Here is a 14,715-nt window from a genome sequence, read left to right as displayed (position 1 = left end):
CAACCGCCGCCCACGCAAAACACTCGACTGGGACACCCCAGCCGAGCGCCTCGCTAAACTCCTCACCAAAACCAGTTGATCACCCGTGTTGCAACGACCCCTGAAATCCACCCCCTCGGCTCAGCCGAGGGAAGGGGGCCTTCACGCTTTAATCGGTTGCGCGTCGGTCTCAGCCGCTCTTAACGTCACTTATGGCAGTCACCCTGCACGCAATCTGCTTCGCCGCGCACGACCCGCAACGTCTCGCACGTTTCTGGGTCGGCCTTCTCGGCTGGGAAATCGACGGTGAAACGCTGGTCCCGAACGACGAGACCGGTGTCCGTCTGCGGTTCATACCGAGCGCGGAACCGAAGTCCCGCAAGAACCACGCGCATTTCGACCTGACGAGCGAGTCCATCGAGGACCAGCGAAACATCGTGGCGAAAGCACTGGAACTCGGTGCACGGCACATCGACATCGGACAGAGCCCCGAGGAAGAGCACGTCGTGCTGGCCGACCCCGAGGGCAACGAGTTCTGCGTCATCGAACCGGGGAACACCTTCCTCGCCGAATGCGGATTCGTCGGCGCGCTCGCCTGCGACGGTTCGCAGGAGGTCGGCTATTTCTGGAGCGAGGCGCTCGGCTGGCCACTGGTCTGGGACCGCGATCAGGAGACCGCGATCCGCTCCCCGCACGGCGGCCCGAAGATCACCTGGGGCGGCCCGCCGTTCGACGCCAAGATCGGGCCGAACCGGGTGCGTTTCGCTTTGAGCGGCCCTCTTTCGGACGTCGATCGACTGGTTTCGCTCGGCGCGACCCGGCTCGGCATCGGGGAAAGCGGGCAGATGGAAATGGCGGATCCCGACGGCAACGAGTTTTCTGTCGCGTCGAAGGGCACGGGGACATAGCACTCACCAGATGTGGCCGGGAGTATGACCACCCCCGGACCGGACCTGACGCGGCACAGGTCCGCCTCGCTCTACGGCACAGGATGGAAATTGGTCTACACCTATTGACGCGCGCCTGGTCAGCGGCTCAAGCTGCTGAGACCGAGGGCCATCTTCCACTGTCGGAGGTTCGGCGTGCCAAGGAGAACCAGGAAACTACTCCCCCTGCTGGCGTCGCTCATCGCGCTGGCCGGACTCATGATCGTCGTCGTCACCCCGTCCACGTCGAACGCGGCAGGCCATGAGGACTGTCGACCCGACGGGCTCTACCGGACACCCGGCGTCGACACCCCCTACTGCACCGTCTACGACACGAACGGCCGGGAATCACTGGGGGCGGAACATTCCCGCCGCGTGATCGGCTACTTCACCAGCTGGCGCACCGGTAAGAACGGTTCGCCGTCCTACCTGGTCAACAACATCCCGTGGTCGAAGGTGACCCACCTCAACTACGCGTTCGCCCACATCGACACGCAGAACAAGGTTTCGGTCGGCAACCCGGGCGCGAACAACGAGGCCATCGGCATGGAATGGCCGGGCGTTCCCGGCGCCGAGATGGATCCGTCGTTGCCCTACAAGGGGCATTTCAATCTGCTGACCAAGTACAAGAAGCAGAACCCGAACGTGAAGTCGCTGATCTCGATCGGCGGCTGGGCCGAGACCGGCGGCTTCCTCAACCCGGACGGCACGCGCAACGCGTCGGGCGGGTTCTACAAGATGACGCAAAGCCAAGCGACCATTGACGTCTTCGCGGATTCCGTCGTGAAGTTCCTGCGTGACTACGGATTCAACGGCGCCGACATCGATTACGAGTACGCGACGTCGGCCAGCTACGCCGGAAACCCGGACGACTACTGGATCGCGCAGTCCAACCGCGGCACCCTGTGGGCGGGCTACGAGAACCTGATGCGCACGCTGCGCGAGAAGATCGACCGGGCCGGTGCCGCCGACGGCAAGCACTACCTGCTGACCGCGGCCGTGCCCGCGTCCGGCTGGCTGCTGCGCGGCCAGGAGGTCTACGGCGTGACGCGATATCTCGATTACGCCAACATGATGAGCTACGACCTGCACGGCGCGTGGAACCAGTTCGCCGGGCCGAACGCGGCGCTCTACGACAACGGCAAGGACGCGGAACTCGCGCACTGGCAGGTGTACACGACACCGCAGTACGACGGTCAGGGGTATCTCAACACCGACTGGGCCTATCACTATTTCCGAGGCGCGATGCAAGCGGGCCGGATCAACATCGGCGTCGGGTTCTACACCCGGGGCTGGCAAGGAGTGAGCGGCGGGACGAACGGGTTGTGGGGCAAGGCGCCACTGCCGGACCAGAAACAATGTCCACCCGGCACAGGCTCCCATGTCGGCTCGACAGTGCCCTGCGGTAACGGTGCGATCGGCATCGACAACCTCTGGCACGACCTCGGCCTGGCAGGCGGCGAAGTGCCCGCGGGCGCGAACCCCATGTGGCACGCGAAGAACCTCGAGAACGAGATCACCCCGGACTATCTGGAGGCGTACGGGCTCACCCCGAAGACCGACCCGACGGACCGGATTTCCGGTAGCTACAACCGGCACTACGACGACACGATGGTGACACCGTGGCTGTGGAACAACGACAAGAAGGTGTTCCTGTCCACTGAGGACGAAGCCTCGCTCGCCACGAAGGCCAAGTACGTGGCCGACAAGGGCATCGGCGGCATCATGATCTGGGAACTGGCGGGCGACTACGCCTTCGACGACGCCAAGGGCCAGTACTTCATGGGCGACACGCTGATCACGAAGATCAACGACGGCCTCCGCGGTGCCGCCCCGTACGGCAACACCAAGTCGTCGCGTCCCGCACCCTCGTCGGTGCTCGACGTGAACGTCAACCTGACGGGGTTCGCACTGGGCGACGCGAACTATCCGATCACCCCGCGGATGCGCATCACCAACAATTCGACCACCACCATCCCCGGTGGTACGAAAATCGAGTTCGACTACGGCACGAGCGCGCCCGGCAGCATGACCGACCAATCCGGCTTCGGCCTGACGGTCACGAGCAAGGGCCATAGCGGGCCCAACGTCGGTGGGATGAAGGGAGACTTCCAGCGCGTCGCGGTGACCGTGCCGACCTGGCAGACCATCGCGCCGGGCGCCACGATCGAAATCCGGCTGAACTACTACATGCCGATCGCGTCGCCGTCGAACTACACCTTCACCTTCGGCGGGACGACCTACGCGATCGCGGCGGACCACCCGCGTGGCGGCGGTGCTCCCCCGACGACCACGACGACGCCCACCACCGGAACTACGACAACGACCAGTCCGACCACGACCACCACCCGGCCGACCACCACCACGCCGACGACGACCACCACGGCGCCGTCCGACGCCTGGAAGCCGAACGTCGACTACGCGACGGGCACCAGGGTGACCCACAACGGCACGGCCTACGTGTGCCGCCAGGGCCACCGTTCCCTGCCCGGCTGGGAGCCGCCGAACGTGCCTGCCCTCTGGACTCCCGCCTGACAGACCCGGCAGCGCGCTATGAACGGCCCGTTACTTGCAAAATTTGCAAGTAACGGGCCGTTCATGGCATCGGCAAGGACCGCAACTAGAGGACTAATTGCGGCAGAGGTCAGCGGCGCCCGGCGGCCAGCGTGTCGAAGTCCGGGAAGTTCCCGGCCAGCGTGGCCCCGGTGAAGTTGCCGACCCAGCCGCCGTCGTCGTGGAAGAACCGGACGGACACGTAGTCGGGCCGGGTCCCCATGTCGAACCAGTGCGTGGTGTTGGCCGGCACGCTCAGCAGGTCACCCGCCTCGCACAGCACCGCGTACACCTTGCCACCCACGTGCAGGTAGAACACACCGGACCCACGGGCGAAGAAGCGGTCTTCATCGTCGTCGTGGGTGTGCTCGGCGAGGAACTTCTGCCGGGCTTCGGCGGCTTCGGCGGTCCAGCCTGGTTCGTCGGACGGAGTCATCCGGACGGCGTCCACGAAGGTGTAGCCCTCGGCGGCCGAGACCTTGCCGATCGGCTCCTCGTAGGCGGCCAGTACCTGCTCGGGCGTCACGTCGCGCGGCAAGTCCGGAACGAGGTCCCAGCGGTCGAACCGGACACCGAGGCGCCCCAGTTCGGCGGTGATCACGGCCGGGTCCTCGGTCCTGAGCGCGATCTCGTCGGGCCGATCGTCCGGCCACACGGTCAGCAGCGTCATCGCGCTCCCCTTTCCTCACTGACCAGTCTTGTCTCCACCTTGAACCGGAGCAACCACTCCAAACATTCCAGCCGGTGCCTCGCGTGGCGCAGGTCATCGCCCCAGACGTAGATCCCGTGCCGCGCGACGATCACCGCCGGCGTGTCGGCCCGGAACCCGGCCTCGAACGCGTCACCGAGCGCCCGCATGTCCTGGCCGTTCGCGATCACCGGGATGGTCACCAGGTCGTCGTGCGCGGCACGGCCGAAACCCTTGAGCATCTCCAGGTCCCGCAGTTCGACGCCGTCCGGCCAGTGCTCGGCGGCCACCACCGGCGCGAGCGCGTGCACGTGGATCACCGCGCCCGTCCCCGAGACCGCCGCGATCCGGGCGTGCAGACCGGCCTCGGCCGAAGGCACCTTGTCCGGATGCGGCTGGTCGGCCACGGCCAGCCCGTCCTCACCGACCACCACGACGTCGTCGCTGGTCAGCTCGCCTTTGTCCCGTCCGCTGACGGTGACGGCGACTCGCAGCGGATCGTGGCCGAGCACCACCGAGAGGTTGCCCGACGTTCCCCGCATCCACCCCAGACTGGCGAACCGGGCGGATTCCTCGGCCAGCGCGCGGCCGGCGAGTTCCAGCGTCGTCACCGCGGCACGACCTTCACCTCGTCGAACGTCCGGATCGTCCGGTGTGCCCCGAAGTCCGCGTCGCCGAAGGGCTCACCGTCGCGCGCGAGGCCGACGGTCTGCCAGCCGTCGGCGGCGGCACCGTCCAGTTCGGCCGGGACGTCGGAGAAGAACACGATGTCGCCAGGCTCGGCCTCCAGCGCGGACGCGATCGCGCGATACGAGGGCGCCTCACGTTTCGGCCCGGCGTTGACGGTGTCGAAGTGCTTCTCGAACAGGCCGGTGACGTCGCCGTCGGTGGTACGCGAGAACGACGCGACCTGCCCGGCGACCGAACCGGAGGAGAACACCGCCAGCCGCAGTCCCGACTCGTGCCAGGACCGCAGCACCGGCGCGACGTCGCCGAAGAACTCCGTCGTGAGGTCCCCGTCGGCGTACCCGCGCTGCCAGATCAGCCCTTGCAACGTCTTCAGCGGCGCGATCTTCTGGTCCGCGTCCATCCAGCCGTGCAGCACCCCCACGACGTCCGCTGTGGACGCGTCCGCGGGGAGCCCGCCGAGTTCCTTGATCCGCGCGACGGCGTCGGCGACTTCGGGATCGTCCGGATGCTCGTCGATCCACGGCCCGAGGCGCGGGCGCGCGTAGTCGTAGAGGGTCACGTGCACGTAGCTGGTCGCGGTCAGCGTGCCCTCGATGTCGAGGACCACCCATCGGGCGGTCAGCGTTGCGGTCACTGGTTCGCTTCCCCTTCTGCGTAGTACTCGCGGAGCCGTCCGGGTTCGAAGGCCCCGCGGTCGGTCACCACCGTGGTGACGAAACGCGGCGGTGTCACGTCGAAGGCCGGATAGTGCCCACGGACGCGTTCGCTGGCGACGCGATGGCCGAGCGCGCTCAGCACCTCGTCGCCGTCGCGGTATTCGATCGGCACGTCGGCGCCGGTCGGCGCGGCCTGGTCGGGTGCCTGGACCATCGCGTGGAACGGCACACCGAACGCCTCCGCCGCGACCGCGAGCCCCAGGGTGCCGATCTTGTTGACGACGTGGCCGTCCATGGTGACGCGGTCGGCGGCGGTCACCAGCGCGCCGACCTCGCCCGAGGACAGCACAGCGGCGCCCATCCCGTCGGTGATCAGCCGGGTGTCGGCGCCCATCTCGGCGAGCGTCTCCGCGGTCAGCCGCGCGCCCTGCAGGTACGGCCGGGTTTCCGTGCAGAGAAAGGAGAACTCCTTGCCGTGGCGCCGCGCGGCCAGTACCAGTTCGACCAGGTACAGATCCGCCCAGCAGTGCGTGAGCACGGTCGCCTTGTCCGGCACGAGCGCGGCCGTGTGCTCCCCGAGCGCGCGGCTGCGCGACCGATACAATTCGTCACCTACTTGCGCACCGGCCGTCGCGGCCTCGACGAGATCGCCTGCCGATTTGTCTACTTCGGACAGTACGGCGGCGACGGCTTTGCGAAGGTGGTTGTTCGTCTTGCGGGTGGCGATGATCCGCTCCCCCACCCGCTCCAGGTACGCGCGGGCGTCGGGAAGCCCCGCCGCCTCGCGTGCGCCGAGCACCATCGCGCCCAGCGCGGCGAAATACGGCCCGGAAGACTGGGTGACCATCTCTTCGATGGCCACCGCGACCTCCTCCGAAGTCCGGCACAGCACCCATTCCCGCGCGAACGGGAAGACGCGCCGGTCGAGGATGTGCACGCCGTCGTCGTCGAGACGGACGCTTTCGGCGAGGATCGGCAGCGTCATCAGCTGTACCCCGAGAGGCGCGGCGGGATCCCGTTGAGGAAGTGGTCGCCGACCTCGCGTGCCTTGTAGGTCACGGGATCGTGCAGGGTCAGCGTGCGGGCGTTGCGCCAGAACCGGTCGAAGCCGTACTTGGTCGCCGTGGCCCGCGCGCCGGTGAACTCGAAGACCTTGCTCGTGGTTTCGACGGCCGCCCGGCTCGCGACGATCTTCGCCGACGAGATGGCGATCGCCGCTTCGGCACGCTCGGCCGGGGTCAGGTCGAATCCGCGCTCGTCCGCGTCACCGAGCGCGGAAACCGCCGCGTCGACGGCGAATCCGGCCGCGCGCGCCGTCGCGACCAGTTCGCCGTACCCGGCCAGGGTGTACGGGTCCTGCGTCGCTTTGTCTACATCGGACAGTGTCCAGGCCCGCGCGGTCTCCCGCGTGTAGACCGCGGCGGCGTCGAGCGCGCCGGACGCGAGGCCGACGTAGACCTGCGCCAGCATCAGCTGGAACCCGATCGCCGCGAGCGAGATTCGGGGCACCTTCGGATCCGACTGGTCTTCAGGCTGAGCACCGAGGACGTCGTCGTGGGAGATCCGGACGGCCTCGAACCGCACCGCACCGCTCGCGGTGAGCCGCTGGCCGATGTTGTCCCAGTCACCGGGGAAGGTGATCCCGTCGGCCCGCGCGTCGACGACGAAGGTGAGCTTCTCGCCGTTGTCGGTCCTCGTCGCGCTGACCACCAGGCGATCGGCGACCGCGGCGCCGGTGGCGAAGGTCTTGGTGCCCTCGACGGTGAACCCGCCGTCCACCGGGGTCAAGAGCAGGGCGGCGTCGAGCGGGTTGCTCACGCCCGCCCAGAACCAGCCGGGTTCGCTCGCCGCGCGCGGCCCGAACAGGCCGGTGCGCCAGAGCTGCAAGTAGTGGTAGCCGAGCAGATGCCCGACCGACGCGTCGGCGGCGGAGACGATCCGGGTGGCCTGGTTCGCGGCCGTCCAACCGGCGGTGTCGAGCAGGGGCAGCAGGCCGGACTCGCGCAGCAAGCCGACTTCGGTCACCGGAAGCCGTCCGGCGAGGTCACGCTCGGCCGCGTCCGCCCGCAGGGTGTCGGCGAGTTCTTCCGCCGTCTTTCGCCACACTTCGGTCATTCCGCCCCTTCCACGTCGATAAGAGCGTCGAGCGCCACGCGGGTGGCCCTCGCCACCCCGGCGGCCACGACGTCGCGGTGCGGGTCGTAGGCCGACGGGTCGGGGTACTCGGGCCGCGCGTCGCCGTCGATCACGAGCACACCACCGGCCCGCAGGCCGCGCAATGCCGCGAACACCAGCAGCGTGGAGAGTTCCATCTCAATGGCGATGACCCGCGCGGCCAGGTAGTCGGCCATCGGGAGGGTGAGCACGAGCGGGCTGAACGCGGCCCGCGTCCACACCACACCCCGGTGCGCCTCCGGGGCGGCGCGGCTGAGCGCGACGACGGCCTCCGGCGTGGCGAAAGCCGGATACTCCGGATGGATCAGCTGCTGGGTGACGCCGTCGTCGCGGACCGCCGCCTCGGCGATGACGAGGTCGCCGTCGGTGATCCCGTCGGCCAGCGAACCGGCGGTGCCGAGCCGGAGGAAGGTGCGGACGCCGGCTTCGGCCAGCTCACCGAACTGGCACAACGCGCCGGGACCGCCGACGCCGTGCGAGGACACGACGACCGGGACGCCCTTCCAAGTGCCGGTGTAGCTGCGGTACTCCCGGTTCTGCCCGACGAGGACCGCGTCTTCCAGCGACTCGGCCACCGCCGTAGCGCGGTCCGGATCACCCACGACGAGGGCGCGCGGAGGCAGTCCGTGCCGGGGAATCTTGGTGATGGGCAGGACGTCGCTCACGCGGGCTGTCCCTTCTTGCGTTTGATATTGGACAGGAACAAAGCCACCAGCGTGACGACGTAGGGCGCGGCGTCGGTGGCCTGCTGCGGCAGGCCGATGCCTTGGAGCCGGAAGCCGAACGCCTCGGCGAGGCCGAACAGCAGTGCCGCGAGGAACACCCCGAGCGGATGCGCGCGGCCGAGCATGACCGCCACGACGGCGATCCAGCCGCGACCGGCGGTCATGTTCTCGGCGAACAACGTCACCGAGCCCAGCGCCAGTTGCGCGCCACCGAGACCGCACAACGCTCCCCCGGCGAGGATCACCCCGTAGCGGTACTTCGTCACGTTGACGCCCAGGCTGGACGCCGCCTCCGGACGTTCGCCGACGCCGCGCAGCCGCAGGCCCCACGGGTGCCGGTACAGCAGCACCGCGAGCGCGGGCACGGCCAGCCACGACAGGTAGACCAGCAGCGACTGGCCGGGAATCGGACCGAACTGGCCCAGACCTCGCAACGTGGGGTCGCTGAACGAACCCTCGGTGCCGAAGACCGTGCGGATGAGGAAGCTCGTGAGCCCGACAGCGAGCAGGTTGCTCGCGACGCCCAGCACGATCGGGTCGCCGTCGAAGGTGATCGACCCGATCGCGAGGATCAGCGAGTACGCCGTCGCCGCGATCACCGCCACGACGACGCCGATCCACGCGCTGCCGGTGTACCAACTCCCGGCGACGGTGCCGAAGCAGCCGACCAGGAGCGAGCCCTCCAGGGAGATGTTGAAGACCCCGGCCCGCTGGCACAGCGCGCCCGCGAGCGCGGCGAACAGGATGGGGGTCAGCGCGGTGAGCGCCGAAGAGAACAGGCTCGCGTCGATCATGCCCGCCTCGCCTTCCGCTTGAAGACCCCGGAGGTGGCGGCCAGGAAGATGATCAGCACCGCCTGCAAGACCGCGGTCAGTTCGCGCGGGACCTGGGTGGCGCGTTCCATCGCGAACCCGCCGCTGGTCAGCGCCGCGAAGAAGACGGCCGCGACCAGCGTGCCGAGCGGTCCGGCACCGGCCAGCAGGGCGGCGAGCAGGCCGATCCAGGTGTACTGCGGCGTGATCAGCGCGCCGTCGATGAACCGGTACGGGAAGCCGAGGACGGCGATCGCGCCGACCAGTCCGGCGGTCCCGCCCGAGAGCGCCAGCAGCCGCAGCGTGAGCTTCGGCCGGTCGATCCCGGCGTAGGCGGCGAACCGCGGTGCCCAGCCGGTCACCTTGGTCTCGAATCCGGCGGGCGTACGGGCGTCGATCACCGTGTGGACCGCGATCACGGCCAGCACCAGGAAGATCCCGGTGGTCACCCCGCCCAGTTCGGGCAGCCGGACGCCTTCGGGCAGTTGCGGGCTCTGCGGCAGGCTGGAACCGGCGTCCTTCAACGGGAACCGCACCAGATATCCGGCGAGCGACATCGCCGGGTAGCTCAACAGCAGGGTGCTGATCAGCAACGGTACGCCGAGGCGGTTCTCGCAGACCGCGGCCAGCGCGGCATACGCGGCTCCGGCGAGGACGCCCGCGAGCAGCGCCAAAGCGACTTTGACCGGCCCCGGACCGGGGACGTACAGGCCGACGGCGAGCGCGCTGATCGCGCCGAGTACCAGTTGCCCCTCACCGCCGAGGTTCACCATGCCCGCGCGCAGCGGGATCGCGAGCGCGGTGGCCATCCCCGCGACGGGGACGGCGTAGGCCAGGGTGTCGCCGATGCCGTCCGGGCCGAAGGCGCCGGAGACGATCGCGCCGTAGGCCGCCAGCGGATCAGTTCCGGTGGCCAGCAACAGGATCGCGCCGAGCACGAGCGCGGCGGCGACCGGGACGGCGACGGCGCGGACGCGGTTCACCCCGCACCTCCCGCCATCGCGAGACCGACCCGGTGCTGATCGGCGTCGGCTTTGGTGAACTCCGCGACGATCCGGCCTTCGAAGATCACCAGCACCCGGTCGGACAACGCGAGGACCTCACTGAGTTCCGCGGAGATCAGCAGGACGGCGTGCCCGGCGTCGCGATAGGCGACGAGCCGCGCGTGGATGTTCTCGATCGCACCGACGTCGACCCCGCGTGTCGGCTGCTCGACCAGCAGGAACGGGGCGTCGTGGGTGAGTTCGCGGCCGAAGATCGCCTTCTGCTGGTTGCCGCCGGACAGCGTGCCCATCGCGGCGGCGGGGCCGGACGCCCGGACGTCGTAGTCCTCGATGATCGCCGACGCGTGCTCGCCGACCGCCTTGCGGCGCAGAAATCCCTTGCGCACCAAGGGCTGCTTGCGGTGGAAGCCGACGGCCAGGTTCTCCCGGAGACTCGCCGTCGGCGCCGAGCCGACCTCGGCGCGGTCTTCCGGGACGTGCGCGAGCCCGGCGTCCCGGCGAGCCCGGACCGAGAGCCCTGCCAGGCTCTGTCCCTTGAGGACTACGTCGCCGTCCGTCTTCAGGAGGCCGGTGATCGCGCCGGACAGTTCGGCCTGGCCGTTGCCCGCGACTCCGGCGACACCGACGATCTCCCCCGCGCGAACGGTCAGGGACACGTTGTCCAGCAACGGTTTCCCTTCCGGGGCGGGGATGGTCAGCTCGCGGGCTTCGAGGACGGCTTCGCCAGGAGTACCGGCCGGGTGGACCCGGTCGAGGTCGACCTCGCGTCCGGTCATCGCCGCCGCGAGTCCGGCGGCGGTCTGGTCCGCGGTGCGCCCGCGAGCGCTGACGCGGCCGTCGCGCAGCACCGTGACGTGGTCACTGACGGCGAGGACTTCCTGGAGTTTGTGCGACACCAACAGGATCGTGCGGCCTTCGGCGGCGAGGACACGCAGCACACCGAACAGCCGCTCGGTTTCGGGCGGGGTGAGCACGGCGGTGGGTTCGTCGAGGATCAGGACGTCGGCCTCGCGGTACAGGAGTTTGAGGATCTCGACCCGCTGCCGGAGCCCGACCGGCAGATCACGGACCCGGTCGCCGGGCCGCAGCCTCAGTTCGTGCCGTTCGATCAGTTCGGTGACACGAGCCGTCGCCGCTTTGCGGTCCAGCAGGCCGTGGCGGGTCGGCTCGCTGCCGAAGACGACGTTCTCGGTGACGGTGAGCTCGCCGAACAGTGCGAACCCCTGCTGCACCATGCCGACGCCGGCGTCGATGGCCTGCGCCGGTGAGCCGAACGAGACTTCCTTGCCGTGCAAGGAGATCGTGCCCTCGTCGGGCCGGTGCAGGCCGTACAGGACGGACATCAGCGTGGACTTGCCCGCGCCGTTCTCGCCCATCAGCGCGTGGATCTCCCCCGCGCCGACGTCGAGGTCGACGTTGTCGTTCGCGAGCACTCCGGGGAAGCGTTTGACGATTCCCCGGAGTGAGACCGCCTCAGGATTTGGCCGGGTCATCGACGACGATCGCGCCCGAGATGATCTGGTCCCGCAGTTCGCCGACCTTCGCCAGCACGTCGGGGCGGTTCGCGACGACGCACTGCGACGTCGCGGCCTCCGGCTGGAGACCGGTCAGGGAAATGCCGCCTTCCTTGAGACCGTAGGACTTCGTCTCGCCCGACTTGCCGCCGAGGATCGCGTCGACGCGATCGCCGATGACGACGTTGGTCCGCTTGACGACGTTGTCCGCGACCTGCCCTGGGCTGGCCGGGCACTGGTTGGCGTCGACGCCGTACGCGAAGAACCCGCCCTGTTTGGCCGCCTCGAAGACACCGAGGTTGCCCGCCGCGGAGGCCGCGCCCATGACCTGGTCGACACCCTGTCCGGCGAGCGTGGTGGCCAGCGCCTTCGCGCGCGCCGGGTCGTTGAACGGGTTGGCGCCGCCGATGAACAGCGGACTCAGCGTGGTGCCGGGCTTGGCCTTCTCCGCGCCCTGCCCGAACGGGATCGAGTACCGGCGGAACTGGGGCGCGTCGAGGACGACGACCGCGCCGACCTTGCCGGTCTTGCTCAGCAACCCGGCCTCGGCGCCCGCGAGGTAGGTGCCCTCGTGCTCGCGGAACACCGCGCAGGTGACGTTCGGGAACGGCTTGGTGGTGCAGGAGTCCACGAACAGGAACTTCTGCTCGGGATTGCGCTCGGCCTCGGCCGCGATCGCGTCGGCGAAGTTGAAGCCGACCGCGACGATCACGGCGGGCTTCTCGCGCACGGCGGCGGCGAGGTTCTGCTGGATCGACGCCGGATCGGTGCTCTGGAACACCTTCTGTGTCCCGTTGTGCTTCTTGGCCGAGCCCTCGATACCGTCGACGGCGAGCTTGAGGAAGTCGTTGACGCCGACCGGGCTCGGCGTGATCAGGACCAGGGCGGGCCCGCCAGTGTTCTTGGCTGCTGAGTTCTTGGCGGCCGGGTCCTTGGCCGAGGCGTTGCACGCGGCGAGGAGCGCGACGGCGGAAACGGCCATGACGGCCCGCAGGAGGGTTCTCGGCGACATGTCCCGGACTTTATGTCGCCGGTCCACGATATGGCACCGAGTCCCACCATGCGGAACCGTGTAGGCCGTTATACGTCAGGCGTCCCCGGGATCGGCTCCGAGGAGCGAGGCGGCCGCGTACCGCGATCGGTGGCGACCGGCCGTGCGACGGAGGGTGAACCGGTCGATCTCCGCGCCGTCGTTGCGCAGGGTCCGCACGGTCAGCGTCGTCCGACGGCCGAACCAGGCGGGCTCGACGTCGATCGCGAGGAACGAGTAACCGGTGTAGCGCACGCGGGACCACGGCACCGTTTCGGTCACCTTCTCGCCGCCCTTGACCCAGTGGTACGACTGGAACTCCCCCGCGAACGTGTCGGGCACCGGGAAGCTGTAGAGGCTCTTGCCGCCACCGCCGCAGGTCGCGTACACGGTGCCGTCGCGGTCCGGCTCGACGGTGTCGCCGATCTTGACCTCGCGCGTCACCTTGCCGCCACGAAGGGCGTCGGTGCGCTCGTAGATGTGGTTGTGCCCGTTGATCACGAGGTCGACCCGGTACTCGTCGAACAGCGGGACCCACTGCTCACGGACGCCGCCCTCCGACGCGTGCTGATTGGTCGTCGAGTAGGCACAGTGGTGGAAGAACACCACTACGAAGTCGACGTCCGGCTGCGACCGCAGATACCGCAGCCGCCGCTTGAGCCACGCCGTCTGCGAACCGTGCGAGTAGCCGAGGTTCGCGGGGATCTCGTAGGAGACGTCGTTGGCGTCGAGCGATATCACCCCGACGTTGCCGTAAATGAACGAGTAGACGCTGGGACAGTCGCGCGGGCCGCCGCCGGGGAAGTCCCAGCGCTTGAGCTGGCCGCCGTAACCGTCCGGGGAGTAGAGGGCCTCCATGTCGTGGTTGCCGGTGGTGACCATCCACGGCACCGACGCCGCGACACCCTCGATCTGGCGGTAATAGGCGTCCCAGACCTTGGGGTCGAAGAGGTCATGCTCCGCGTCGGGTTTGCTGCCGGGCGGTTTGCCCGCGCCGCTCGGGTCGGCGTAGGCGATGTCGCCTGCCAGCAGGTGAAACCGTGGGTTCTGGCCCGCAACGGCACCGTCCTGCGCGAGCGCCGTCGTCGAGACGCCCTGGTCGCCGAACGCGGTGAAGGTGAACTTGCCCGCTGGAACACCCCGCGCGGGCGCGGTGGTGAACGTCGAGATCGCGGCGGGCCCGCCGTCACCCGACGCCGGGTCGAAACCCTCGTGCCCGACGGCGTAACGGTAGATGTGGCCGGGCCAGAGGTGATCGGCCTCCGCGTGCAGGTAGTACTGGACGTACGGCGCGATGACCCCGGCGACCTCGGAATGCAGCGCGCGGACCTCGGCCGGGATCCGGTGACTCCAGCCGCCATGACCGTCGGCGATGCGCAGGAACGGCTTCCGCACCGGCGCCGGCACCTGCCACGCGACCCGCATCGACGTCCGTGGATTCCGGCCGAACGCGAGATGCCGCCCCGCTGGGACGACCTTGTCGCCGTCGGCGTACGCGGTGCCCTGCAAGAGAAGCGGGCCCGCCGCGAGGGCGGCACCGGTTCCCTTGAGCATCGTGCGGCGGCTCAGGTACTCGTGTTGTTCGGCCATCGTGAGGCGCGAGGCCAGCGCGTCGGGAACACCGACCCTGGGGATTTCCATGCGCGGGATACTCGCCGACGGACATGTTCGGCTCGCGACAATGAGACGAACGCGGGTGGTCCAGCTGCCCAGGGTGGATTCAAGGGGTACTCAAGCGGTCTTTACCGTCGCCTGTACCGAGGCCTCATCCGCAGCCGGTCACTCAAGCGCACCTTCATTCTCGCCGCCATCACACTTCAGTGGGGTTAGCTCGAATTCATTGTTGCTTAAAATTACGAACACATGTTCGACAGGAATCCGGTATTATGGAGGTGTGTCCGAGACGATCCTTCCCGAGTTGCCGCAGGAACTGTGGCGCGCTGGCAAGCTGGAGCTTGCCCAC

At 68.7% G+C, this 14,715-nt stretch carries 13 protein-coding genes; 2 read left to right on the top strand and 11 right to left on the bottom strand.

Annotation, left to right across the window (positions count from 1 at the left end):
- Positions 1 to 191 precede the first annotated feature (191 nt).
- On the top strand, positions 192 to 887 hold the full coding sequence (locus ACLARN_RS43545) for a VOC family protein (RefSeq protein WP_409497359.1): 696 nt from the start codon (positions 192 to 194) through the stop codon (positions 885 to 887).
- Positions 888 to 1,061: 174 nt separating this feature from the next.
- Positions 1,062 to 3,440, top strand: a complete 2,379-nt coding sequence (locus ACLARN_RS43540; RefSeq protein ID WP_409497358.1) for a chitinase C-terminal domain-containing protein — start codon at positions 1,062 to 1,064, stop codon at positions 3,438 to 3,440.
- Positions 3,441 to 3,549: 109 nt separating this feature from the next.
- Here the strand turns inward: ACLARN_RS43540 and ACLARN_RS43535 are convergent, their stop codons facing one another.
- The 11 genes from ACLARN_RS43535 to ACLARN_RS43485 form a co-directional block, all read right to left on the bottom strand.
- Complete coding sequence (locus tag ACLARN_RS43535; protein WP_409497357.1) at positions 3,550 to 4,128, bottom strand: 1,2-dihydroxy-3-keto-5-methylthiopentene dioxygenase; 579 nt, start codon at positions 4,126 to 4,128, stop codon at positions 3,550 to 3,552.
- A complete protein-coding gene (gene mtnB / locus ACLARN_RS43530) occupies positions 4,125 to 4,757 on the bottom strand; it encodes a methylthioribulose 1-phosphate dehydratase (protein ID WP_409497356.1) in 633 nt (210 codons plus the stop codon). The genes ACLARN_RS43535 and mtnB overlap by 4 nt, the downstream gene beginning before the upstream one ends.
- Positions 4,754 to 5,470, bottom strand: a complete 717-nt coding sequence (gene mtnC, locus ACLARN_RS43525; protein ID WP_409497355.1) for an acireductone synthase — start codon at positions 5,468 to 5,470, stop codon at positions 4,754 to 4,756. Before mtnC ends, mtnB begins: the two co-directional genes overlap by 4 nt.
- Positions 5,467 to 6,477, bottom strand: a complete 1,011-nt coding sequence (locus ACLARN_RS43520; RefSeq protein WP_409497354.1) for a methylthioribose-1-phosphate isomerase — start codon at positions 6,475 to 6,477, stop codon at positions 5,467 to 5,469. Before ACLARN_RS43520 ends, mtnC begins: the two co-directional genes overlap by 4 nt.
- Positions 6,477 to 7,607 (bottom strand): acyl-CoA dehydrogenase family protein, encoded by a 1,131-nt coding sequence (locus tag ACLARN_RS43515; protein ID WP_409497353.1) that lies wholly within the window; start codon positions 7,605 to 7,607, stop codon positions 6,477 to 6,479. Before ACLARN_RS43515 ends, ACLARN_RS43520 begins: the two co-directional genes overlap by 1 nt.
- Positions 7,604 to 8,332, bottom strand: a complete 729-nt coding sequence (locus ACLARN_RS43510; protein WP_409497352.1) for a nucleoside phosphorylase — start codon at positions 8,330 to 8,332, stop codon at positions 7,604 to 7,606. The genes ACLARN_RS43515 and ACLARN_RS43510 overlap by 4 nt, the downstream gene beginning before the upstream one ends.
- Positions 8,329 to 9,186, bottom strand: a complete 858-nt coding sequence (locus ACLARN_RS43505) for an ABC transporter permease (protein WP_409497351.1) — start codon at positions 9,184 to 9,186, stop codon at positions 8,329 to 8,331. Before ACLARN_RS43505 ends, ACLARN_RS43510 begins: the two co-directional genes overlap by 4 nt.
- Positions 9,183 to 10,187 carry an ABC transporter permease gene (locus tag ACLARN_RS43500; RefSeq protein WP_409497350.1) on the bottom strand — a complete coding sequence of 335 codons (1,005 nt, stop codon included), beginning with the start codon at positions 10,185 to 10,187 and terminating at the stop codon, positions 9,183 to 9,185. The genes ACLARN_RS43505 and ACLARN_RS43500 overlap by 4 nt, the downstream gene beginning before the upstream one ends.
- Positions 10,184 to 11,701, bottom strand: coding sequence for an ABC transporter ATP-binding protein (locus ACLARN_RS43495; protein WP_409497349.1), 1,518 nt, complete (start codon positions 11,699 to 11,701; stop codon positions 10,184 to 10,186). Before ACLARN_RS43495 ends, ACLARN_RS43500 begins: the two co-directional genes overlap by 4 nt.
- A complete protein-coding gene (locus ACLARN_RS43490; RefSeq protein ID WP_409497348.1) occupies positions 11,682 to 12,734 on the bottom strand; it encodes a BMP family ABC transporter substrate-binding protein in 1,053 nt (350 codons plus the stop codon). Before ACLARN_RS43490 ends, ACLARN_RS43495 begins: the two co-directional genes overlap by 20 nt.
- A 75-nt stretch (positions 12,735 to 12,809) precedes the next feature.
- Entirely contained in the window at positions 12,810 to 14,393 is a 1,584-nt protein-coding gene (locus tag ACLARN_RS43485; protein WP_409497347.1) for a purple acid phosphatase family protein, read from the bottom strand.
- Between the last annotated feature and the right edge of the window lie 322 nt (positions 14,394 to 14,715).

The organism is Amycolatopsis sp. cmx-11-12 (genome assembly GCF_046269425.1).
Taxonomy (GTDB): domain Bacteria; phylum Actinomycetota; class Actinomycetes; order Mycobacteriales; family Pseudonocardiaceae; genus Amycolatopsis.
Note: the sequence above shows the minus strand (reverse complement) of the source record. Positions and strands in the feature narration are given on the sequence as shown.